A 22,236-nucleotide genomic window follows, 5' to 3' on the forward strand; every position below is an offset into this window, starting at 1 on the left:
TGTTTCATGTTAACCAAAAGATATAAATTGTGAGAAAATTAATTTATGGACTGCAGCTGGCACTTCTGTCCGGCTGCATCTTTGCAGCTTGTGCGAAAGATTTAGCAAAGTCATCACCGGCTGACGAAACGCTGTCCTTACCAACCGAAGTACAAAGTTCAGCAACAATAGCCGGAAGCGGGGGGTACGTCATGATGACTTTTAATATCCGGCAGGATGCACCCGATGCGGGAAACCGTGCATGGACGGTCAGGCGATCTTTGGTCAAAGAAAGAATCTTGGAACATGACTGTGATATAGTCGGAGTTCAGGAAGCTTTAGGAAATCAGATGGACAATATGGCCTCAGATCTGCAAGGCTACAGCAAAGTGGGCACAGGACGAGAAGGAAATAGTTCTTCTGAGCACTCTGCCATATTTTATAAAAACACAAAATTTAATGCTTTGGAAAGCGGTACATTTTGGCTGGCGCCTGGAGCACCTACAGCTCCGGCCGGACCAGCCTGGGATGCTGCATACAAGCGCATCTGTACCTGGATAAAGCTTCAGGATAAACAGACGGCAATGATCTTTTATGTATTTAATACGCATTTTGATCATAAAGGTGCTGATGCTAAGGTTAATAGTGCGAATCTTTTGTTAACCTATATGCAAAACAAAATCGGCGATCTTCCGGCGGTACTGATGGGCGACCTAAATGCAAATCAAAATTCTGCCGCATATAGTGTGCTTAATAGTCCGTCATGGTTAGAAGAAAGCTGGAATATCGCTGGTTCTAAGTCGCCTGCATTACGTGTTACCGGTAATGGATGGAACATTAGCCCAAGCGGGGATAGTCAGATCGACCATATCTTTGTTACCGGTCAATGGTCAGTTTCCTCCAGGTTAGTCGATTGGTACCATAAAGATCCCGGAGGAATATTGCCTTCTGATCATTTTCCTGTTATTGCGCGACTACAAGTAGACGGGGTAAGTATTTTCAAAGATGCACACTATGGTGGTAAGGGAGTTTTCTTACCGAGAGGGACTTATAACTTAGCTGATCTCAATGCCCGAGGCATTGAAAATGACTGGGCATCTTCGGCTAGAGTACCAAATGGGCTTACTTTGACGATCTATGAACACCAGAATTTCTTAGGGATCAACTGGGTGTTGACGACGGATACACCACTGTTTTCTCAATTAACACCATCGGGCAATGATAAGGCCTCTTCAATGAAAGTGCAATAATAACTGATTACACTCTTTTTTTTAATAATCTTCTTTCGATTAGTTATTGCTACCTATCGGAAGAAGATTATTTTAGTACTCATGATATCTTAAATTTGAGGAGTCTTTTTTTCCCTTTAATACGATTCTATGTAAAACTTTTTCTTTCAGATGATTTTCTTGTTTTTATCACTGAGGGCAATACCACATGACTAGCATTATCCCTTGTTGGCTTTTCTATTTGCTTTAGCAATAATTTTATGATGTTATTACTTAGTTCTTCCAACGGCTGGCGTACGGCGGTGATCGTTGGAGAGATCAGGTTAAACGCCTCATGATCGTCAAAGGACACAATTCCGAAATCCGTTTTCGTGTTAGTCGTTAGGTTATTTATTGCAGCCAATCCTGCTAGACAAAGATAATTGGTTGCAAAGATGATAGCATCCAGTTCCGGATTATTCTCAAGAAAATCTTTAATAAGCTGCTGTTTGATTGCTTTTTTTGATTCAAACGGTATAAAGGCCACTTTAGAATCAATAGCTAATTTCACCATAACCTGTTCATAACCTGATAATCGCTCATGCATTTGGCTTTGTGTAGATTCGAGTGTAACGAATCCAATCTGACGAAAACCCCTATCATAAAGATGCATACAAGCTTCTATCGTTGCTTCCTTGTTGTTCGTTCCGACGAAATCTACCCCTTCGACCGGATCCCGATCAAATAGAACAATTGGGATATGTTCATCGACCATTTCTTTCACTATATTTTCTATTCCTTTGGTTGGCGCAATAATATAACCATCTAATTGGCTCCGTCTGAAAAAATTGATAATCTCAATGGCTGTATTGGTGTCACCGAGCGTACTACTATACATTATTCTATAACCTTTCGTTTTGGCTAGATTTTCGATCATAAGTGCTATTGGTCCAAAGAATGAGTCAGAAATATCTTCAACAATAAGTCCGATACTGTTGCTCCGTCCTGTTGCAAGGCTTTGCGCTAAGTGATGGGGATAAAAACGAACCTCTCTGACATAATCTAATACCTTAGTCTGTAATTCTTTACTGATGCGTCTCTCATCAGCTTTTCCGTTAATGATCAATGACACGGTTGACTTTGCAATATTTAAGTGTTTCGCAATGTCATTTATTGAGATCTTTTTATTTTCCATAAGTTCTGAAGCTTAAAAATATACATTTTTATTTCAAAAATGGAAGTTGAGTTGCATTTACACCCATTAATTTTGCAGAAACATTTCAATAGATAAATATATATAATTTGAATGCTAATCAAATTGTAAAGGAATTCAATTATCTTATTAAACAATTGTAAACCCCATAGTAGGACGAGACATTAGAGCAAGCAGAAGTTGGGCAGAGCCCTACTTTTCTTGCCCCATTCTCTAGAAATGGGGGTTAGAGTATCCTCCGGGGATACTCTCTTCGCTTAATACTTTCATTAAGCCCTTTTTTAGTATACTGCGCAGTATAGTTTATAATTCAATCCAACATGGGAAATAATAGGCTGTATATAGAATAGACAATATATCTATTAGGCTATCAATATAGATAAATATATCGCTGGTTATCTGAATAAGCATTCATTTAGCTATATCTGATGTAGCTTTTACCCCCCATCTCTTCGAATATGAAAACTTTGAACACAATTTTTGACAATAATTCCATCACTTGATTGGTTAAGGTGTTAAGCTCCAATCCCAAATACAACAAAGTTTCTCTTGCATCCCATTGGAACCCCATTCGCTGCAGAAGGCTGATCTGATGGTTTCCGATAGCGTTTCTATTTCTGAGAGTTTTTATTTTGGGAATTCGTAGGTATAACTTTCTACCGCTGGTAATTATGATACCAAGATCCTGTTCACTATCGAACATCAGTACGACTTTTTGAACTTCCTTCCGTTTCAATTTCTCTAGTAGATCAGCCAAAACCCTGGAAAAGGGCGAGTCTGGGTTCACATTACTATTCAGTCCCTCCAACTTCTTCTCGGCATCTCCTATCCACTGCTCGTAAAGTTCCCTTAATTTTTTTTGACCCGCCAATGAGCGATTCTTTTTATAGTGGGTAATCTGCCTAATCAGGATCTGTTTTTCACCATAATCGGGGTCAAGGATTGTCTGCAATATCTGTAACTCCCTATTGACCTGTCGCAACCTCTGTGCATAATAATCTGCCATCATATACTCCCATTCCTTAATGCTGGTAGAAATTAACTTTTTCAAGTCCCTTGCTTCCTTCTGGTACAATCCGATCAACATTTTTAATCTGTCTAAATCATGCATAGTATTGGTCGTTTACCAAATTTACTTATTGTTTCTCGTTAGAAGAGCGTCACCAGATAATATTATCCATATCCAAAGGATTGATTCATATCTATTGTGATGATTTTATTAAATTAGTTATATGACAGCAACTTACTTTAAAGCAAGAAAAGCGTTTGATTTCAATCCGAACCCTTTTGATTTAGGAAATATTTTGGGACTCAAAATGGGTTATGAAGACAATCACTTCCTGTTGAAGATCTATGGTCTAGAGAAAGGGGCTTTTAGTGACTATTACCGATACCATCTGAAATTTTATCTCTCCGGTAGCAACCGCTCAGAAAAGGAGTTCTTTTCCCATGCCTGGCATGTCGTTTCGGATAGGATAGATTATTTTAAGGGAAAGGATCCGTTTTCATCAAAGCACGCGCTCCATATCTCAAATATTAAGAAGCTGGGTGAATTCCTGGATTTCCTCGCACCGCTCGACAAATGGAACATCCGGCCCAATGACATGCTGCTAAAAGAGAAAGACGAAGAGATCGTAAAACTACGTTCAGAGCAAGAGATCTTACGGAACAAACTTGCCGATCTGGAGAAATATGAAGTCTCCGTAAAGCCAATGATACAGGACGACCATCTTCCCACATTTATCGATCTGCTGCAACAGATGAAAAACCTGTCCCTTCCCAACGGAAGAAAACTACTGGTCAGTGACCACGAAAGCCCATATTATAAAATGGTCTCAAAATATTTTGTCTACAATGGCAAAGATATACCGGTCAATACCGCCCGAAACTATTTTGTACAGAAAGACCCGAAAGATTCCATGAAAGGAGTCAGGATCCCGGAGGAAAAAAAACTGTTCGAGATTATTCCCAAAAATCAGAGTTAATGACAGTCCTGTCCGATTAATAAACATGACCAGCGCAGTCCAATGGTCATCCAAACCCCTCTCCCAGCCCCCAATTTTGTAGCACTGGCCCGGCATATAGCTGGATCCCATATTGTTCATAAAATTGGTTTACTATGCTACTAGACATTCTGACAAAAGAAGATTTACAGGTATTTAAAAAAGAGCTGCTCGATGAAATCAGACAGATCGTAAAAGGAAAGACCTTAGCGGAAAACGGAGAAAGAGAATGGCTCCGTAGCCGGGAGGTTAGAAAGAAACTGAACATATCCCCCGGAACATTGCAGAACCTTCGGATAACCGGGTTACTGCCCTTCAAAAAGATCGGCGGCAGTATGTATTATCGCAGTAGTGATGTAGATATGATGATGGAAGGAGGTGACGGCAATGGTTAATAATAAGCATGACCATAACTTTAGCGCTTATTTTAAATACATCACGCAGGATGATAGACTACTGCCTTCACATATCGGGCTTGTCATGGCCCTATGCTATTTTCAGCAGCAGGATAATTACAATGATTTTTTTCATTCTAGCCGCAGGAAACTGATGCATTTTTCGCGCATACGTTCCATTGCTACCTATCATAAATGCCTTTCCGAACTTGTCAGGTTTGGTTATCTTGAGTATATCCCCTCATGGCATCCGACCAGGGCAAGCAGGTTCAGGTTTATCATGGACAATATTCCCGACAGCAATGGCTAGGTCCGATGAAAACACAAGGTCCGTCCGCTTCCCCATGGAAGTGGACGGCAAACTCGAACATCTTTCCCTTAAACTCGGTCGGACAAAACGCCTGCTGGTGATACAGATGGTCGATTATTTCTACAGGAACAAGAAGGATCCGGCCGATCTGAACGATGAGGTGCTGAAAAAGGAACTTTCCAGTGGAGTAAGCCGTATACTTTCCTTTATCCGAAAGCAGGAAACCGACCTGTTGGTACCTGTCTATTCCATGCTGGATGAGCTGATTGCCATAAACAAACAGCAATCAGGAACGATAGACGTCATTTCTGATGAACAGCAGCAATCGTCAAAATTTCTGAAAGCAAATACGGAGTATCTCGGGAGCCTCGATAAAGTCCTTAAGAAATTACTTTTGGGGATCGCAGAAAAGCAGGAGCTAAAAGATAATTTCAGAAAGATCCTTGAACATTACATCAGTCAGCGGGAAACGCTTGGCTGGCCAGTATCCGCCGCCAGAAAGGAAGAACTGGCCAAACAGGTCCGGGAAGCACTGGATAATCTTTAGACATTGCTATGTATATCAACATCACAGACTCAGCGACGGGAGACAACAAAGGAAGCTGCGGGAATTTAGTTTCTTATCTTGAAAAGGAAAACCGCCTTGCCGAAAACAAAGTACCCCAGCATTGGTTCAATGGGGATAGCAATAACATCAGGCCTCATGAAGTCCGTATCGGTATAGATGGCAATGTCGCCAAGCTGGGAAAAGATGACAGTAAATTCTTCCTGATCAACATCAGCCCCAGCAGGAAAGAGATCGACTTTCTACTGGCTACCTATGGCGAGCAGGGCGCAAGGGAAAAGCTGAAAGAATATGCCGTAAGGATCATGGATGAATATGCACGCAATTTCAGGCGCCCGGGAATAGAAAACAATAAGGATCTTTTGTGGTTTGGCAAACTGGAAAACTACCGGTATTACATCCATAAGGACAGAGAGGTAAAAAATGGCACAAAAAAAGTGAGGGATCGTAAAGAAGGACCGCAGTTCCATGTACAGGTCATCGTTAGCAGAAAAGATTTAACAAACAGGATCAAGTTAAGTCCCCAGAACAGGTCACGTGGAAGGAATGTGGAACATTCAAAAAAAATGGGACAGTTTGACCAGATGGCTTTCAAACAGTCAGGTGAAACAGTTTTCGATAGGATGTTCGGCTTTGACCGAAAATTGAAAGATACACTGCTCTACGCAAATACGATGAAGAACGGAAATATTGACCAGCAGGCGGCACTGCATACACTTGACAGACAATTGAAGAACGGAGCAGATACAACAGGAGAAAATCAACAGAAGGAACCGATTCTTTCAAAGGTTGATTTAGAGAAATTTCCGCAGTTAACAGGACGGGTACCTTCATTTGCAGAAGCCGGTTGGGGGCTATTGGATATTTTACTTGCTCCAGCTCAGGATTTCGGAGGACATGATACCGTTGCTGCTGAGGAGGAAAGAAAAAGAAAGCGAAAAAAGAAAAACAGGGGTCGCGGTATGCGCTAACAATAAAGAATTTTATTCTATATATCAGCAAATATAGATAACAGTACATGTGGATATCCATTGTCACCGCCTGGGCGAATTTATCCAAGATGGTCCAAAGGTCTAGGGTATAGTGAACGCCCAGTCACACTGGCCCTGCTAGCGCCCCTGCCCCAATTGTACCATCTTGCCTTTTGGTGGCCTAAGCGCTGGCAATAGGATCGTATGTTCAAATCAAAGTACCGTTAAGAAGAAAAACTCTGGTATTTTCTTTATTTCAGCATAGCCATATAACGGTATATAAAATCAGGACTTTTGAGGCTCTCCTTTCCATGTTTATTGATCTGATCAGCATATTTCATCAAGGATCCACATCCAGCTTTGTTAAAGAGTTTGCGTAGCCCTTTATCTCCTGCAATATCGTAAAGCAAAAAAGCGTCCATGCAGTCTATCATCAGGTGCTTCCTGTCGAGCAATTTCAGGTTGGTCATCTCTTCAAGTTTATTGCCCTCTGGTGTTCCTGAGTTGGTCAGGAACAGGAAAGTCCGGATCAGCCACTTGTCCCGTTGGAGCGATATGACAAAGTAACCCACCTTGTGGGTAGCGAGATAACATTCCAGCAGCAAATAATCCTTTTTTACAATGGTACGGGCACTTCCTTCCCGTATTATGTATCCAATATAGGCCTGTACATATCCTCTCCAAAACACGGCGCGTTCTTCAAAGCGGTCGAGGGCATGCTGCTGGGCATAGATTGGAAGAGGCATATCGTCATCAACATTGGTCAGTCCCAACTGGCTCGGTCTGATAGAAATCCAGTCAAATTCATCTATTTTGGCCGCAGAGGGAACACCCATACGGACAATTATCCTTTTCTTTCCGTCTATTTCCTGTAAAGCTGTGCTATGGGCCAGACGGTGAATATAGATTTCATTGGTCCCACCGAATTGTTCTATCGCCATCCGGTCAAAACTGAACCGTACTGTACCCCTGTAAAAATCATAGAGCTGTAGATCGTTGATGCTCATGATCTGTATAATGTTCGTGCGCTGCTGATTGAACCACTCTGTAGTGGTAAAATAAGGTGCGAACACCTCCCGTAACTTAGAAAACCCTTTGATTCTCGTACCCACCCTATATTGTATATAATGGATCAGGACAAGCGCATCGGTCAGAAAGCGTGCATAAGAGATCTTTTCTCCCAATAGGGTTTCGATATATTGACCGCTGAGCAGCTCGGCCAAAGTCTGCTTATAATCTTTGAGTTCCTCTTCATTCATGACACGTTTACCACGTACGATCACCTTGATATCGGGATATCTATATAGATATAAAAGTCGGAGGCTACTTTCAGGAAGAAGCTCAAAATATCCCTTGCCAACCATTTTCTCACAGATAATGCGTAACCTGTGGTAAAACACCTGTCGGCGGGCCTGTTCCTTCTGGCCGTAACTGATTTTTCGATGGCTCGATTTAGTCATACCCTTCCATTTGACTTAAATCCTCCAAATATGCCCCCTGTCCTATCAATAGAGAATTTAAATATTCCTTAAGTTAATAAAAATAAGATATATTATCAACAATTAAGATTTGAAGTTGGGTCCATCAGTTTATCTGTAATCAGAATGTGAAGCATATATCATAGAAAAAGACTCTCAATTTCAAAATTGGCAAGATGAGTCTAAACCTTTTACAGTGTTTGTTTAAAACTGAAAATAAAAAGGCCCCCATCCCGGAGGATAGAGACCAAGTTCTCAGCTTTTAATTAAATATAATCTATTTATTTTTTAGTTTTTCTTCCAATTCTGCGATAAATTTGGATTGCATATCTATCATGCGATCTTTTTCTTCCAATAATTTTTCGTATAATTTGGTTTCATTTTCCGATTTATCTTGAATGGTTACATGTGAATTATTAAAACCGACTTTATTATCTTTTATTTCACTAATATAAATACTATCATCAGTATTGATTAGATCTTCAACTGGTATATCATAAACATTAGCAATCTGTTTTAATCTTTCCAAATCCAGACGCGTAATTCCATTTTCGATTTTTTGCCAAGTTTTCACATGGATATGCAGTTTGTCTGCCATCTCTTGCTGTGTAATACCCTCAGCTTCTCTGAACCGCTTAATTTTTGACTGTATAGCTCCCATCTCTTACATATTTAATCAAATAGACACTAAAAGTATCCTTAAAGATACTAAAAGTAGGCTTAATTCCGAAATACAAATTCCTACCTTTATTAAGGATAAAATTCCTGTTAAAAATATATTGAATAAATGAAATATTAAAAAAGTAGCAAAAAAAAAGAAATATTATATTTGCACTCTCTAGAGGGTGTTCACAATAAAGAGCCTCGTCCAAGCAATGTAGGAAATTTCAAGGACGCGAGGAGTAAGTGAACACCCGACGCCAAGGCATTTGCATTGGGTCGGGGCACTTATTGGTTGCGTCTAGGGTGATCTTCGGATCACTCCCCATTCCTACATGGGAGCTTGGGCAATTCAATAAGCCCCGACCCAATGTTTTTTGATCGGTATTGATACGGCTCAAAACTTAATGAGCCATGAATCAAAAAAAACAATTACTTCAAAATTTAGCGTGCCCACCCGAATAGTGAGGTATAGTAACCATATACCGCTCCCTCTTTGTCCCGACCGAATCCGTCATAAATTTTCCAAGGGCTGGGAGCGGCTATTTTTTATATTATAAGCCAAAAACAAACCCATTTTCTATCGAAAAATAAACGCAAAATAGCGTAATGGGATAAATACGTCCTTTCCGTATCGGTAATTTTTCGATCATAAACAGACCAGATTATGTTCACAATCATACTATTACTAATAAAAGATATTCTAAAAACAGGTCTTTATAAGGGAAACAGCCTGTTAAAGACGTTAACGGCGGTTTTCGTTTCTATGTTTAGTTTATGTTCCGCACAGTCCGTGGAAACACGGGCTGATGCCGGGCAATCCGCTAAGAAAATAACACGGGAGAACATTCCTTTTTTCGTCGATATAATCGACAAAAAGGAAAATTCACGGGAACAGTTAATGTACTATCCAAATGCCGATCTGGAGAAGTATCCGGTATTTCAGTATCGCGCAAAAATAGATAGAATAAGACCTTTAAAGGTCGGTAAAAATGTCCCCGACGAAATATGGGATCTGCCGGTCAGGATTGTTGGTGACATCCGGGGAAGAGATAGTATAACCCTGCGGGAACTTGCGGCAGATAAGATCCTCGTGCTCGATTTCTGGGCGAAATGGTGTTCTCCCTGCCTGAAATCCATGAATAAGTGGAAAGAACTACAGCCAAAATATAAAGGGGAGGTCCAGGTGGTCGGGCTGATGCTCGATTGGGATTACAAAGCCGAACTGATGATCCATAAAATGGGCTGGAATATGCCGCAGCTGATCGGACCGGAGGTATATTTACTGAATTACTATTTCTGCGGAACGCCAGTTACCGGTCCGTCAGCTTGGATCAACAAAGGCAAATTCATTGGCCTTTCTGATGCCAGGGCTGACAGCGAAAAAATTATCAATAACCTATTGCTCGGTCTACCACCCTCATTCTCGGAAAATGGAGACCGCAAACTAAAGAAGGGAAAGGAGGAGCTATGAAAAAAATAATACTCTTCTTTTTTTTAATCTCTTTTCTGGAAGGAAAAGCGCAGATAGCCGGAAAGATCATCGGAGAAAATAATATTCCGCTATCTGGAGCGACTGTGGCCCTCAAAGAGGCTAGGCAAACGATGCTGTCTGATGAAAATGGCCATTTTTCTTTCGGCAAAGTATCCTTTCCCGATACATTATCCGTCCGCTTTGTTGGATACATTGAACAGAAAGTCGCGGTAAATTCGGCAGGCCGGAATCTGCAAATCCGATTGGTCCATGCAACGCAGGCAATAAGTGAAGTACAGGTCGTAAACACAGGGTTTTACCAGATCCCCAAAGAAAGAGCTACCGGATCATTTACTACCATAAACAATGAGCTTTTAAACCGCTCTGTGGGAGCGAACATACTTGAAAGGCTCGACGGTGTTGCCTCAGGGGTTCAGTTTGTCACACCGAACGGAACAAAACCTTCGGATATCCGTGTTCGGGGCCTCGCAACGATCCAATCGGATGCCAGTCCACTGATCATCGTGGATAATTTCCCATACGATGGCGATATCACATCCATCAATCCGAATGACATAGATAATATTACAGTTCTAAAAGATGGAGCATCCGCTTCTATCTGGGGAGCACGTGCCGGCAATGGAGTGATCGTGATTACAACAAAAAAAGGGCGGTATAATCAGAAGGGAGTACTTTCCGTTAACAGCAATCTGTCCATCGGCCGGAAACCCGACCTGATGTACAGCCGAAACCGGCTGCCGAGTGAAACCGTAATGCAGATAGAAAAGGAAAAATACCTTCATGGCGGATTCTATATTGATACTGATAATCAGGTACCATTCCCCAGGTACGTGGAAATGCTGATCGCCCGGGACAATGGTTCCATGACGGAAGAGGAGTTTCTCGGCCAGGAGAATATGCTCAAGAAAACGGAAGTCAGAAAAGAGGCCATGCGGTACTTGTACCAGCCATCAGTCGTCCAGCAATATGCGCTGAATGCCCGCGGAGGGGGAGAAAATTATACTTATTTCCTATCGGGAGGCTATGACAAAAATAGGGGCGAAGTAATCGGAAATACAGGGAACCGTGTCAGCTTTAGTACACAGAACACGTTCAGGCCATTGAGGAACCTCGAGGTGATGAGTTCGGTGTGGTATAGTCAGCAGCATGGAAAAGAAAACGGGATCACCCTGAACGACCTAAAAGGACACGTAACAAGCGTAGGCCTGTCTCCTTATACAAGATTGATGGACGAAAACGGGAATCGCCTGACCCTGATAAAGGAATATCGCCAGAGCTATATTGATCGGGCCAAAGCTGATGGACTGCTGGACTGGGAGTACAATCCTTTACGGGAGCGTGACCTGATAGATAAACGTAGAAAAAGTGAGGAACTGCGGTTAAATGCCGGCCTCCGGTATGATTTTCTTCAAGATTTCCATCTGGACATTACTTATCAGTACACAAAAGGAAGTTCTTTTCGCAGTGTGTTATACGACAGGGACAGTTATTTTGTGCGGGATATGGTCAATCGTTTCACGCAGGATGACGGAAAAAAAATCATACCCTATGGTGGGATATTCATAAATGAATCCCCTGAATCGCTTCTGAGCCATTCGGCAAGGGGACAGCTGAACTATAACGGCAGTTATGGGAAAGACCATCAGGTCTCCGGGCTGATCGGCGGCGAGATACGGGAATTCAGGCGGACCATTACACCGGGCTCAACACTTTATGGCTACAATCCCGATATAGCAATGGGCCTGACAAATCTGGACTATTCGCAGGGCTACAACCTGCGTCCTGACAGCTACGGCTATATATCGTCTCCCGATTATACAAACAGAATTTTTGTGGACCGTTATCTTTCCTATTTCGGGAATGTGGGATATACCTTTAAAAAACGGTATATCCTTTCAGCCTCGCTGCGATGGGATGGCTCCAATCTTTTTGGTGTAAAGACAAATCAGAAAGGAACACCGCTGTATTCCCTTGGTACGAGCTGGGACATTTCGCAGGAAAACTGGTTTGCGGTAAGAAATCTGGAATATCTCCGGATACGGGCAACCTATGGCAGTGCCGGAAATGTCAATAAATCCGTGAGCGTATATCCAACGGTCAGGCACATGGGGGCCGACCTGACAACGGGGGTGGACAATGCTCAGATATTATCTGTCGGGAACCCGTCGCTCCGGTGGGAAAGAGTCAATACATTCAATATGGGCATTGATTTTCGTTCATTTGGAAATAGGCTGTCCGGTACTGCCGAATATTTCAGAAAGAACGCTTCCGACCTGATCGGCGAAGATATACTCCCCCCCAACACTGGTATTATTGAAGGTGGGAGCGCCAATAATTCCAGGCTTATAAATTATGCGGATCTGGTTACAAACGGGTATGAACTGCAGCTAAATTCCATAAATACGGATGGCAGGCTAAAATGGACCTCTGCACTTCTGCTGAATCTTGTCAGGAACCGTGTCACCAGATATGCGCAGAACAATAATGTGGTGATTTCCGATTACCTGGACGGAAAGGTTCCCGTAGCCGGCATGAGCAGGGACGCCATGTTCACTCTTCCATGGTATGGACTGGGCAATACGGACGGTCTGCCCATTGTATATGTTGATGGCAGGGAAAGCAGGGACTATACCAAATTTTATTCGGGGCTGGCTTTTAATGACCTAACAGCAGCGGGCCTAAGTGTGCCCCCATTCTATGGAACGCTCCGAAATGCCCTTAACTATAACGGGGTTGGCCTGGAATTTACATTGAGCTGGAAAACAGGCCATTCCTTTCGTGCAAATTCAATGAATTCCGGGGGCGAGTATACGCTTGACTATAATATGGATTATTTTAAGCGGTGGCAGAAACCCGGAGACGAAAACAGTACCGATGTTCCTGCCACTCAGGAGATCGGCAAAACCATTCCCTATTCGAATATCATATATAGCAATTCTGCCATATTGATCAAAAGGGGAGACCAGATCCGTCTTCAGGATATCCGGTTATTTTATGACCTGCCGATTTCGGTGGCAAAAAAGCTTAAATTCAATAATATGCGCTTCTATGCAATGGCACGTAACCTCGGTGTTTTATGGCAGTCCGGTGACCGCAGTGTTGATCCCGATTATTCCGGAGCGGAATATGTAGCGCCAAAAACAATCACATTGGGAATGCAATTGGACTTTTAATAAAACATTATGAAACAGATACTTTTTATATTCCCCTGCTGCTTTCTTTTTTTTGCCGGCTGTGGAAAGGATTTTCTGAATGAGAAAAGGGAGACCAATCAGGTTATACCAAGCAACATAAACGATTATCAGGCGATATTGGACAACAGTACCGTGATGAACAAACAGGCAGCATTCCGTCTGGTGTCCATCGGGTCTGATGAATATATTTATCCCGACGACGCATGGGAAACGCTGAGCCCAATATCCTATTTTTATTATAAAAACGGATACATCTGGGCCGATGATGTCTATGAAGGAAAACAGGTTGCAGACTGGAACAATGCTTATCAGGTGATTATGTATGCCAATCTCGCACTGGACATAAAGAAACTAAAACCTGATGCCCAAAACCTTGAGAGCTGGAAAAATATTCAGGGACAGGCGCTATTTCATCGTGCCTTTGCCTATTATCAACTGGCGCAGGCATTCTGCAGACCGTATGTCCCTGCAACAGCAAAGCTGGACAGGGCCATTCCATTACGTCTGGATTATGATGTAGCGGTCAGTCCGCAATACGGCAACCTTGAAGATATGTACGATAAAGTAATATCGGATCTGCTGGAAGCAGCCAGCCTGCTACCGGAAACAGCAGCTAATAATTATAGACCGTCGAGACTTTCATCGTACGCACTGCTGGCCAGAATTTTCAGGGAAATGGACCGTTGGGATCAGGCCCTTGAATATAGTGAAAAGATCCTTTCGGTAAAGAAAGACCTGCTTGACTATAACAAGATCAGCGGATCCCCTTCATATCCTTTTGACGCCATGAAAAAAGGAATGAAAAACAGCGAGATCCTTTTCTATTGCCAGTCCTTCGGAGCTCCCATTATGAGCAAGGGGATCGTCAGTGAAGATATCCTGAGGTCCTATGAACAAAATGATCTGAGAAAAGCCCTATTTTTTAAGAATGGGCGACGGTTTTATGGTTCCTATGCGGGAAGCATCTTCTTTAACGGACTGGCCCTGGATGAAGTTGTCCTGATCCGTGCTGAGGCCTATCTCAAAAAAGGCCTGCCCGAAAAAGCAAAAGATGACCTGGAGTTTCTACTGTCCCATCGGTATAGGAACGGCGATTTTGGCTCAATCGCCTCAGATGAAAATTCCCTTCGGGAGCGCATCGATGACGAACGGATAAAAGAACTTTATATGCGGGGAACCAGATGGTCGGACATCAGGAAACAGAACTTAACAGGTGACGATGGGATCACCCTGACACGTCAGGCAGGCGGAAAAACGTATTCACTGCTCCCTGATGATGCCCGATGGGTTTGGCAATGGCCGGACAGTGAGAAAAACTATTGATCAGAAATGATAGATGGCGGATAGCTATATCCGCCATCTAAAGGATCGGGCCCTGTGAAAAAATATGTTAATTTGCTTATTCCTCTTCTCTATAAACAGGTTCACCTACAAGGATCTTACCTTCTGTCTGTAGCTGGTAAGCATGGGCCAACGTATTGATCGGGCCGGTATAGGATTGTCTGTCGATAGGAACGGCACACATGTTACCTTCAGGCTCCTGACATTCAGTTCCGGGTGTTCCTCCGGGATAAGGACCGTCAATAACCTTGTTGGTATTGCCTGATCCATTATCGGAAACCTCAAACCATTGGAAAGTCAATCGCTTGCTTTCATGGTTTTTCCAGGAAACTGTCAGGGCCACAACTGATAGAAGTACCACTAATGCGCCAAAGTTCAAATTTTTAAATAATGATTTCATAACAAAAAATTTAATGGTTAGCATGCGCTGATTTCATCAGGCCCATTGCATGGCCTGCCCCATATACCATCCGAGGTCTTGGCCTGGGGATATTCCTTGATCTTGGCAGGGCAGACCTTCAACCTGCCTTATCGGCTGAGTTATGATAAGATGGTATCCTCCTTCCTGCCGAGATCGGAAACGACGTCTTTTTCCGTATGGCTTTTGTGGGCCGACACCCAATATATGATACCTATGGTAATAAATATGCTGTTCAGTGCAATATGCAGCCAGTGGTTGTTTGTCGGCCATATCCCAGCGCAGGCGCAGGGCGTATAACCGAGTACCCCCGAAACTCCAACCAAAAGATAGATAGTAAAAATAACAATCACGACCGTAGACAGCCTCAGGCCCAGTTTCGTTGTAGGTCTATATAGCAAAATTAAGGTCAGGCCTATATACAAGGCCGGGAGTCCCCAAAGAAGCAGTTGCTCCATCCAGTAGGGAAATGACTGCAATGCCATTTCACTTTTGGTCGTATCCCAGCTACTGAGCTTGACAGCAGCTGTAACTCCCCAGAGCAGTAAAAAGCCGTATTGCGCGATAGTCTCTATTTTCTTTTTTGTTCTCATTTCCTTATTGTTTATATCGCTGTTCCCTATTCAGGGATAGCCGGTTACAAAACCTTTAATACAAAGTTCAGGTTTGGGTATAGCCTGAAAAAGGAAAAAACGGACAATTTTTGGAGACTTTTGATCAAAAATGTCCGTTTATTCTCTTTCTGGGTAACAAAAGAGATACAATAGAAAAGATCTACATGAGGTTATTTCTTTCCTCCATTTCGGTAGTAGCTACGATAGATACGTGAAAAGCTACCAAGATCCGTGTAGCCAACCAGGGAAAATACTTCTTTTTGGGTCAGTCCCTGTTCATCGATGAATTTTCGGGCCCTCTCCATTCTTAGCCTTACACAATAGTCATAGGGCGTAGTTCCAAATATGACCCTGAACTTTCTGCGAAAAGTTTTATCGCTCATCGGTAGATCCTGTAGCAGCGACTGGATATCAATTTCTGGATCTGTAAAATTTTTCATTATATATAATCCTGCCAGATAGATCCTGTCCAGTCCCGAGCTGACCAGCATTTCGTGGTAAGACTTCAAGACCATAGCAATCTTCTTGCGCATTTTGAGCTTGACGATCCCGATATTGGCATCATTGAAGTCCAGTATCTCGTCAAGTTCTTCTCCCAGCACATGATCAATCCTAAGGCGCGGAAGGATGCTGAACTGTCTATCGGAAAGCGCTATTTCACTTAACGCCTCCCATAGGACCCTATAGGGCCGGACAATACTTTCTGTCCATTTCGGATCAAATGAAATAATGAGAGCCTTTACTACAGACTCTTCTACAATTTCTCCTCGGTAGACTCCGGCCCTACTATGTGAGGGATAAAAACTGTTTTCGTTTGCCGTGGTAACTTCTGTACCATCTTCTGTTGAAAACCTGAGATCTCCCTGCATCGTAAATAAAAGGAACAGCCTGTCACGGTCCAACTGAAATCGAAGTCTGAAAGGTTCTTCTGTACGGATCTGTAAAAGCTCAATATGGTATTTTTTTAGGAGTAGCTTCTCACGGAGGACTTCTGCTTTCGGAAAAAAATACCTTAAGGACGAAGTTGCTGACTTCAAAGCATTTTCCGTCCAGTCAGCAGGACAGCTACCTAAATCAAGTACGGAAAGGGGCTCAGTGGGAAAAATAATATTAAAATGATCCGTCATAAACGCAAAAAAATAATTGTATACTGTTCTACTTGGACTACTTTAGGGGTACGAAATACATTAAATGTAGGGTGTTACATTTCACATTAGCAAATTTTTTCGACAAACAGAGGTCTGACCACTATAAGTTCTACGATTTCCTCGATATCTGACTTTTTCGTACAGCCTTTCTCCTGACCAGATAGCTGTCTGCCTCGTTTTCAGCAGCAAATTGGTTAGCTTTAAGAAGCGGTCAATACCTACGGTCAAAATAGGGAGCGATCTGGACATGCTAACGGGCAGAGAAATATTTTCGTAGTCTATTGCCTCAAAGGACCAAAATATAACCGAAGGGAATACTGAAAAACAAAACTTATTTCTATGGCGACCAATAAAAAATGCAGGGAAACCGGAAAGGTGATATTTGCTTCCTCGATAGAGGCCCGGCTCGTCATGCTCGACATTAAGTGGAACTACTTTTTCAAAAGGGACGAAACGAAACAGGCCGCCGCATCAAGCACAGGCAGGGACGGCCTGTACAGCGGCGTGCATATTACTGTACACATTGCGGGGGCTACCACCTGACCAAATGGAAAAAATCAAATTTTAACTCCATTACCGAGAAAAAATGGAGAAGGGATAAAGGGGAAGAAAATCCAGACCTATAAAAGCGTCGCCCCATACCATGATCCTTATATCCGATGGACTGTCCACTGAGGGGTATCCATAGTAAAACGGCCACCCTTTCGGGGCAGCCGCTTAAGGATTAGTTTATGGGATTTGTTTGAAAAACAATATCAAATTACACTTTTCGGAAGATCTTTCAAAATTCGATGGGCCATTTTCCAAGTTCCTTAACAAAGCCGGATATTTCTGAAAGGGATTTGTTTCCCAATCCGCCTATAGCAGCCAGATCCCCATACGAACAGGCCATCAGGTCCGCAACAGTTATTATTCCATTCTTGTGAAGGGCACTGACGGTCTTTCCGCTGAGCTCCTGCCGGAAATAAAAGAGGTCGCTTTCAAGGACCAACTCATGGATATACCTGTTATCTCCCAATAGCCGCTGCAATTTCAGGGAAAGGTTCCGAAGCGAGGTATAATCCATCTTGCGAAGATTGATCCTCGTTTTCACTCCTTCTAGATAAATATCAATTTCGAATTCTTTCATGGTTATTCGGGCTGTCCAGTTCTGTAATTATGGCTATCTATTCTGACCGTTGTCCAGTTCAAAAAAACAATATTCAAATTAGATAAACTCGGATAATAATTCAAAAATTATTCGACCAACTCCCATTTGACCATGCCCAAGCATTTAATACGCTCGATTAATTAAACTTGTAGGCCAAACCCACCACAAATTTTACCGACAAGAAGGCCTCATGATAAAGTTCTATATGCGGGCTATCACAGTCCGACACTTAAACCCTCATAGATTGTAAAATTAGATTTAAATTATTTATTTTAGCCACTCAAACCATAACAGGCCATGAAGAGAAACCGATTGATTATTTTATTCATTTTCCTCCTATTGTTTGTTTCCTGCAAGAAGGAGAATTCTGGACAGCACATGGCCAACAGCCTTAAAGGTAAATGGAAGTTAACCAGTTATGAAACGATCCTGTCCACCGGAGACAAAAATGAAAACAGTATTGCTCAGAATGAGCATCTTCCTTACGAATATCTGAGTTTTGATGGACCTGACAGTGCTTCCCTGCGCTTGACAACCCCTTACTTTGTCAGCTCTACCGCGAATGGTACTAATTGGAATCCATCAGGTGCAGATGTAAGTATTAAAGATGGGGGGATCCATATTGGAGAACCTATCTATTTCCGAAAATACTATTATCGTATCACAGCAAACCAACTTCTGCTAAAGGAAACTAATACATTTAACCCATCCGCTTGGGCAGAGAAATGGGGAACCTCCGCAACAGGAATTATTGATTCTCTTGCCGATTATTACCCAAAGCTCAGGACAGATATTGACTGGTGGGACATATTCCTCGATGGAAATTTATTAAAATTACAGCAGGAAATCAGCTATGGCGACAAGGATAGTTTTCGGTCCAAGGTGACAATGCTGTTTTCAAAAGAATAAACAAGTACAGCTGTTTCTTTATTAAGGGAGGATAACATATTTTTATTTTATTATAGAAGCGATACCTGATGTATCGCTTCACTTTGTGATTAAGCAATATTTCTTCCGTTATGGCCTGCTTTTATGAAAGTAAAAACCTGTGGAGTACATAGCTCAGCCATTTTAGCCTGATTTGCAGGTACCGGTTTATTCTCGATCTTTCTTTCCAGTCTGTCCATATCCACAGCAACTCTATTGTCCAAGAGTTTCGCATAATGCTGCGTAGTTTTGATGTCGGTATGCCCGAGCATCTTGGAAACAGTTTCGATAGGTACGCTATTGGCAAGTGTAACAGAGGTAGCGAACGTATGGCGTGATTTGTGAAATGTTAGCTCTTTGGTAATCTCGCATAAATCGGCAATTTCCTTCATATAGCTGTTCATTTTCTGATTACTAAGAACAGGTAATACCATATCTTTCGCTACGCAGGGCGGATAATCACGATATTTTTCAATAATTTCAAGTGCCTTTGGCAATAGAGGAATATTTGATGATGTTTCAGTCTTCTCTCTGCTCGTGAAGATCCAGAGTTTCCCGTCCACACCCTCTGCGATATCTATCCATTTTAATTTCTTTACATCAGCATAAGATAGACCTGTATAACAACAGAAGACAAAAATATCACGCACATGCGCAAGACGTGGTATTTTGAATTCCTTTTCTTCTATCCTACGAAGTTCAGCATCTGTTAGAAACTCCTTCTCTTTCGCCTTCGCTTTGATCTTGTAGAATGCAAATGGATCATCTGTGATCCAGCGGTGTGCAATACAGATCTTGATGATCTTGCGCAGGTGTTTCATGTACTTTGCAGCCGACACGGCTGAACAGCCCATTGTGGAACGCAGAAAAAACTCGTATCCTGTGACGAAAGCATGGTCAATCCTTCTTGTGTTGATATCCTGCGACCTGTATTCTTTTTCCAGGTACCCACCAACATGGGAAAAGGAGGTTTTATACCCTTTGAGCGTATTGGGCTTAAACCCATTGCCCAAAAGCGCTTCCATCTGGTTGTTGTGCTCCCTGAATACATCTAAGAAGTTTTTGCGTTTGATATCCTTTCCCTGAAACCGCAACTTAATGGACTCCGCTGTAATTTCTTCTCCTGCCGCCACCATAGCAGTATGGATCGCACTTACTTTAGTTACGAGTGTATCAAGGTAACTGTTCAGGGTCTTTACAGTTTCTGTTGTACCCTTTGCGCGGTTGGCTTTAGAATTCCATTTCGATGGCTCGCATTCTCGTCCCGTGGAAGTTTCTTTTGGGATACCACCAACAGTAATCCGCATGTAAATTGGCTTGGGGCCACTAACATGATTTTTTGGTTTCTTCAAGTAGAAGAGCAAGGAATAATTTGTACTCATGACAACATCATTTAAGTGAAACAAACCCTGTCCCGACTTTCGGGACAGGCTCTGCATCGCCATTGAAAAAAGACAATGAAACTCGATGCAAAATTAGCCTTGCAACTAAAACGGATCAAGATGTTTGATTTTTAAACATCCTGATTATTAGAATGTTATCGCCATTTCAGTGAGTAAGCAAACGAGCGAAAATGACTCACTGAATGACTCACTTTTTTCTTGGGAATACGTGTAAGTTTTGTAGATACTGAAAAACAAAAAAGCCTGCAAATGTTTAATTTGCAGGCTTTTGTATGTTTTGACTTTTAGATGTGTAGCCCGTAGGGGAATCGAACCCCTGTTTCAAGAATGAAAATCTTGCGTCCTAACCCCTAGACGAACGGGCCTTTTAGGCAACTCCAATCACATTGTTGTTTTTGGAGTTGCAAATATAGACCTTAAAATCAGTATTCCAAAAAAAAATTAAATATTTTTTAAATAAGGTCGAAACCGATATCTCTTCGGAAGTATTTTCCTTCAAAATAGATCCTGCCCGCATCTGCTGTAGCCTGTTGAAGGGCTTCAAACAGCGTATCTTGCAATGTGGTCACGGCAATGACACGTCCGCCTGCAGTAACGATCTTGCCGTCTACTTCTTTCGTACCTGCTTGAAATACGATGGATTCTTTGACATTTTCAATATTGGTGATCTCTTTTCCAGATTCATAATCTCCGGGGTAACCACCGGCAACCAACATCACTGTCACGGCTGTTTGAGGCGATACGGTATAAGAGCGTTGATCCAAATTGCCTTGAGCAACACCTTCCAATAAATCCAACAGATCCGATTCAATTCGTGGCAATACGGATTCAGTTTCCGGATCCCCCATACGAACATTATATTCGATCACATAAGGTTCACCCTCCACATTCATCAGCCCAATGAAGATAAACCCTTTATAAGGAATACCATCCTTTTTAAGTCCCTCTACTGTTGGTCTGATAATGCGCTCTTCAACTTTATTCAAAAAAGTCTCATCCGCGAAAGGAACAGGAGATATCGACCCCATGCCTCCAGTGTTTAGACCTGTATCGCCTTCCCCAATACGTTTATAATCTTTTGCAGAAGGAAGCACTTTATACGAATTGCCATCTGTCAAAACAAAAACTGACAATTCAATTCCTTTTAAAAATTCTTCAACAACCACAACCCGGCTCGCTTCCCCAAATTTAGACTCTGCAATCATCGCCTTTAACTCAGCCTTAGCATCCTCGAGGGTCTCGCAAATCAGTACCCCTTTACCAGCAGCCAAACCATCCGCCTTCAGCACAATAGGCAATTTTTGCGTTTCAAGATACGCCAGCCCCTCGTCCAATGATGTCGCATCAAAGGACCTCGAAGCTGCTGTAGGTACACCATGGCGATCCATAAACTGCTTTGAAAAATCTTTTGAGCCCTCCAACTGAGCACCCTCTTGTTGTGGCCCTATAACGGGGATATGCTTTAAATCTTCCCGGTTTAAGAAGTAATCATGAATACCTTTGACCAAAGGCTCTTCCGGACCTACCAGCACCATGTGCACATTATTTTCCAGAACGAAGGTAGCAAGAGCTGCAAAGTCAGTAACCTTAATATTTACATTCTGACCATACGCACCCGTTCCTGCATTGCCTGGAGCAATAAACAATTGATCTAAACGTGGACTTTTCGACAATTTATAGGCAAAGGCCGATTCACGACCTCCTGAACCGATTATTAGGATATTCATAACACAAAGATATTTTTTTTATGCTAATTTAAGGTAT

21 protein-coding genes and 1 tRNA gene are annotated in these 22,236 nt (G+C 42.3%); 11 read left to right on the forward strand and 11 right to left on the reverse strand.

Annotated features, from left to right (window positions below):
* Positions 1-29 precede the first annotated feature (29 nt).
* Positions 30-1,229, forward strand: a complete 1,200-nt coding sequence (locus J2X77_RS03825; RefSeq protein ID WP_104384683.1) for an endonuclease/exonuclease/phosphatase family protein — start codon at positions 30-32, stop codon at positions 1,227-1,229.
* A gap of 127 nt (positions 1,230-1,356) precedes the next feature.
* On the opposite strand, the gene J2X77_RS03830 is transcribed toward J2X77_RS03825, so the two are convergent.
* Positions 1,357-2,382: a LacI family DNA-binding transcriptional regulator gene (locus J2X77_RS03830; protein WP_104384684.1), complete on the reverse strand. Its 1,026-nt coding sequence runs from the start codon at positions 2,380-2,382 to the stop codon at positions 1,357-1,359.
* 433 nt (positions 2,383-2,815) lie between these two features.
* Positions 2,816-3,511, reverse strand: a complete 696-nt coding sequence (locus J2X77_RS03835) for a hypothetical protein (protein WP_307184356.1) — start codon at positions 3,509-3,511, stop codon at positions 2,816-2,818.
* Between the two features lie 121 nt (positions 3,512-3,632).
* Here J2X77_RS03835 and J2X77_RS03840 point away from each other — a divergent pair, with 121 nt between their 5' ends.
* The 5 genes from J2X77_RS03840 (at position 3,633) to J2X77_RS03860 (ending at position 6,644) form a co-directional block, all read left to right on the forward strand.
* Positions 3,633-4,385 (forward strand): hypothetical protein, encoded by a 753-nt coding sequence (locus tag J2X77_RS03840; protein ID WP_209577072.1) that lies wholly within the window; start codon positions 3,633-3,635, stop codon positions 4,383-4,385.
* Between the two features lie 134 nt (positions 4,386-4,519).
* Positions 4,520-4,798 (forward strand): helix-turn-helix domain-containing protein, encoded by a 279-nt coding sequence (locus J2X77_RS03845; protein WP_209577070.1) that lies wholly within the window; start codon positions 4,520-4,522, stop codon positions 4,796-4,798.
* Positions 4,791-5,108, forward strand: a complete 318-nt coding sequence (locus tag J2X77_RS03850) for a hypothetical protein (RefSeq protein ID WP_209577067.1) — start codon at positions 4,791-4,793, stop codon at positions 5,106-5,108. The genes J2X77_RS03845 and J2X77_RS03850 overlap by 8 nt, the downstream gene beginning before the upstream one ends.
* Complete coding sequence (locus J2X77_RS03855) at positions 5,101-5,655, forward strand: BfmA/BtgA family mobilization protein (RefSeq protein WP_209577065.1); 555 nt, start codon at positions 5,101-5,103, stop codon at positions 5,653-5,655. Before J2X77_RS03850 ends, J2X77_RS03855 begins: the two co-directional genes overlap by 8 nt.
* A gap of 8 nt (positions 5,656-5,663) precedes the next feature.
* Positions 5,664-6,644, forward strand: a complete 981-nt coding sequence (locus J2X77_RS03860) for a DUF5712 family protein (RefSeq protein ID WP_310079171.1) — start codon at positions 5,664-5,666, stop codon at positions 6,642-6,644.
* 251 nt (positions 6,645-6,895) lie between these two features.
* Here the strand turns inward: J2X77_RS03860 and J2X77_RS03865 are convergent, their stop codons facing one another.
* Complete coding sequence (locus J2X77_RS03865) at positions 6,896-8,104, reverse strand: hypothetical protein (protein ID WP_310079173.1); 1,209 nt, start codon at positions 8,102-8,104, stop codon at positions 6,896-6,898.
* 295 nt (positions 8,105-8,399) lie between these two features.
* Positions 8,400-8,783, reverse strand: coding sequence for a helix-turn-helix transcriptional regulator (locus tag J2X77_RS03870; protein WP_310079176.1), 384 nt, complete (start codon positions 8,781-8,783; stop codon positions 8,400-8,402).
* A 666-nt stretch (positions 8,784-9,449) separates the two neighbouring features.
* On the opposite strand from J2X77_RS03870, the gene J2X77_RS03875 reads away from it, so the two are divergent.
* Genes J2X77_RS03875 through J2X77_RS03885 form a run of 3 tightly spaced genes read left to right on the forward strand, consistent with a single transcriptional unit; the run spans position 9,450 to position 14,794 of the window.
* Positions 9,450-10,256, forward strand: a complete 807-nt coding sequence (locus tag J2X77_RS03875) for a redoxin domain-containing protein (protein WP_310079178.1) — start codon at positions 9,450-9,452, stop codon at positions 10,254-10,256.
* On the forward strand, positions 10,253-13,450 hold the full coding sequence (locus J2X77_RS03880; protein WP_104384694.1) for a SusC/RagA family TonB-linked outer membrane protein: 3,198 nt from the start codon (positions 10,253-10,255) through the stop codon (positions 13,448-13,450). Before J2X77_RS03875 ends, J2X77_RS03880 begins: the two co-directional genes overlap by 4 nt.
* A 9-nt stretch (positions 13,451-13,459) precedes the next feature.
* Entirely contained in the window at positions 13,460-14,794 is a 1,335-nt protein-coding gene (locus J2X77_RS03885; RefSeq protein ID WP_104384695.1) for a RagB/SusD family nutrient uptake outer membrane protein, read from the forward strand.
* Between the two features lie 76 nt (positions 14,795-14,870).
* On the opposite strand, the gene J2X77_RS03890 is transcribed toward J2X77_RS03885, so the two are convergent.
* The 3 genes from J2X77_RS03890 to J2X77_RS03900 all read right to left on the reverse strand — a co-directional run bounded on the left by J2X77_RS03890 (position 14,871) and on the right by J2X77_RS03900 (position 16,971).
* Positions 14,871-15,212: a hypothetical protein gene (locus tag J2X77_RS03890; protein WP_104384696.1), complete on the reverse strand. Its 342-nt coding sequence runs from the start codon at positions 15,210-15,212 to the stop codon at positions 14,871-14,873.
* A 140-nt stretch (positions 15,213-15,352) separates the two neighbouring features.
* On the reverse strand, positions 15,353-15,823 hold the full coding sequence (locus J2X77_RS03895; protein ID WP_104384697.1) for a MauE/DoxX family redox-associated membrane protein: 471 nt from the start codon (positions 15,821-15,823) through the stop codon (positions 15,353-15,355).
* A gap of 191 nt (positions 15,824-16,014) precedes the next feature.
* Positions 16,015-16,971 (reverse strand): helix-turn-helix domain-containing protein, encoded by a 957-nt coding sequence (locus J2X77_RS03900; RefSeq protein WP_104384698.1) that lies wholly within the window; start codon positions 16,969-16,971, stop codon positions 16,015-16,017.
* Between the two features lie 446 nt (positions 16,972-17,417).
* Between J2X77_RS03900 and J2X77_RS03905 the strand changes: the two genes are divergently transcribed.
* Positions 17,418-17,618, forward strand: coding sequence for a hypothetical protein (locus J2X77_RS03905; protein ID WP_158656029.1), 201 nt, complete (start codon positions 17,418-17,420; stop codon positions 17,616-17,618).
* 155 nt (positions 17,619-17,773) lie between these two features.
* Here J2X77_RS03905 and J2X77_RS03910 read toward each other — a convergent pair whose 3' ends face one another.
* On the reverse strand, positions 17,774-18,121 hold the full coding sequence (locus tag J2X77_RS03910; protein WP_070561039.1) for a helix-hairpin-helix domain-containing protein: 348 nt from the start codon (positions 18,119-18,121) through the stop codon (positions 17,774-17,776).
* 318 nt (positions 18,122-18,439) lie between these two features.
* Here J2X77_RS03910 and J2X77_RS03915 point away from each other — a divergent pair, with 318 nt between their 5' ends.
* Positions 18,440-19,051: a hypothetical protein gene (locus J2X77_RS03915; RefSeq protein WP_158656030.1), complete on the forward strand. Its 612-nt coding sequence runs from the start codon at positions 18,440-18,442 to the stop codon at positions 19,049-19,051.
* Positions 19,052-19,140: 89 nt separating this feature from the next.
* Here the strand turns inward: J2X77_RS03915 and J2X77_RS03920 are convergent, their stop codons facing one another.
* The 3 genes from J2X77_RS03920 to purD all read right to left on the reverse strand — a co-directional run bounded on the left by J2X77_RS03920 (position 19,141) and on the right by purD (position 22,199).
* Positions 19,141-20,451 carry a site-specific integrase gene (locus J2X77_RS03920; RefSeq protein ID WP_209577054.1) on the reverse strand — a complete coding sequence of 437 codons (1,311 nt, stop codon included), beginning with the start codon at positions 20,449-20,451 and terminating at the stop codon, positions 19,141-19,143.
* A 314-nt stretch (positions 20,452-20,765) separates the two neighbouring features.
* A tRNA-Glu gene (locus J2X77_RS03925) sits at positions 20,766-20,837 on the reverse strand.
* A gap of 87 nt (positions 20,838-20,924) precedes the next feature.
* The gene (gene purD / locus J2X77_RS03930; RefSeq protein ID WP_310079183.1) at positions 20,925-22,199 is read right to left on the reverse strand and encodes a phosphoribosylamine--glycine ligase; all 1,275 of its coding nucleotides are present in this window, start codon (positions 22,197-22,199) and stop codon (positions 20,925-20,927) included.
* Positions 22,200-22,236 lie beyond the last annotated feature (37 nt).

This window comes from Sphingobacterium sp. 2149, assembly GCF_031455655.1.
Lineage (GTDB): Bacteria > Bacteroidota > Bacteroidia > Sphingobacteriales > Sphingobacteriaceae > Sphingobacterium.

Bases quoted from the DNA above. Each gene is read 5' to 3' on its own strand.
- J2X77_RS03845 (WP_209577070.1), top strand. From the start codon at position 4,520: ATGCTACTAGACATTCTGACAAAAGAAGATTTACAGGTATTTAAAAAA.
- J2X77_RS03895 (WP_104384697.1), bottom strand. From the start codon at position 15,823: ATGAGAACAAAAAAGAAAATAGAGACTATCGCGCAATACGGCTTTTTA.
- J2X77_RS03865 (WP_310079173.1), bottom strand. From the start codon at position 8,104: ATGACTAAATCGAGCCATCGAAAAATCAGTTACGGCCAGAAGGAACAG.
- J2X77_RS03900 (WP_104384698.1), bottom strand. From the start codon at position 16,971: ATGACGGATCATTTTAATATTATTTTTCCCACTGAGCCCCTTTCCGTA.
- J2X77_RS03885 (WP_104384695.1), top strand. From the start codon at position 13,460: ATGAAACAGATACTTTTTATATTCCCCTGCTGCTTTCTTTTTTTTGCC.
- J2X77_RS03890 (WP_104384696.1), bottom strand. From the start codon at position 15,212: ATGAAATCATTATTTAAAAATTTGAACTTTGGCGCATTAGTGGTACTT.
- J2X77_RS03915 (WP_158656030.1), top strand. From the start codon at position 18,440: ATGAAGAGAAACCGATTGATTATTTTATTCATTTTCCTCCTATTGTTT.
- J2X77_RS03920 (WP_209577054.1), bottom strand. From the start codon at position 20,451: ATGAGTACAAATTATTCCTTGCTCTTCTACTTGAAGAAACCAAAAAAT.
- J2X77_RS03910 (WP_070561039.1), bottom strand. From the start codon at position 18,121: ATGAAAGAATTCGAAATTGATATTTATCTAGAAGGAGTGAAAACGAGG.
- J2X77_RS03860 (WP_310079171.1), top strand. From the start codon at position 5,664: ATGTATATCAACATCACAGACTCAGCGACGGGAGACAACAAAGGAAGC.
- J2X77_RS03830 (WP_104384684.1), bottom strand. From the start codon at position 2,382: ATGGAAAATAAAAAGATCTCAATAAATGACATTGCGAAACACTTAAAT.
- J2X77_RS03870 (WP_310079176.1), bottom strand. From the start codon at position 8,783: ATGGGAGCTATACAGTCAAAAATTAAGCGGTTCAGAGAAGCTGAGGGT.
- J2X77_RS03880 (WP_104384694.1), top strand. From the start codon at position 10,253: ATGAAAAAAATAATACTCTTCTTTTTTTTAATCTCTTTTCTGGAAGGA.
- purD (WP_310079183.1), bottom strand. From the start codon at position 22,199: ATGAATATCCTAATAATCGGTTCAGGAGGTCGTGAATCGGCCTTTGCC.
- J2X77_RS03835 (WP_307184356.1), bottom strand. From the start codon at position 3,511: ATGCATGATTTAGACAGATTAAAAATGTTGATCGGATTGTACCAGAAG.
- J2X77_RS03875 (WP_310079178.1), top strand. From the start codon at position 9,450: ATGTTCACAATCATACTATTACTAATAAAAGATATTCTAAAAACAGGT.
- J2X77_RS03855 (WP_209577065.1), top strand. From the start codon at position 5,101: ATGGCTAGGTCCGATGAAAACACAAGGTCCGTCCGCTTCCCCATGGAA.
- J2X77_RS03840 (WP_209577072.1), top strand. From the start codon at position 3,633: ATGACAGCAACTTACTTTAAAGCAAGAAAAGCGTTTGATTTCAATCCG.
- J2X77_RS03850 (WP_209577067.1), top strand. From the start codon at position 4,791: ATGGTTAATAATAAGCATGACCATAACTTTAGCGCTTATTTTAAATAC.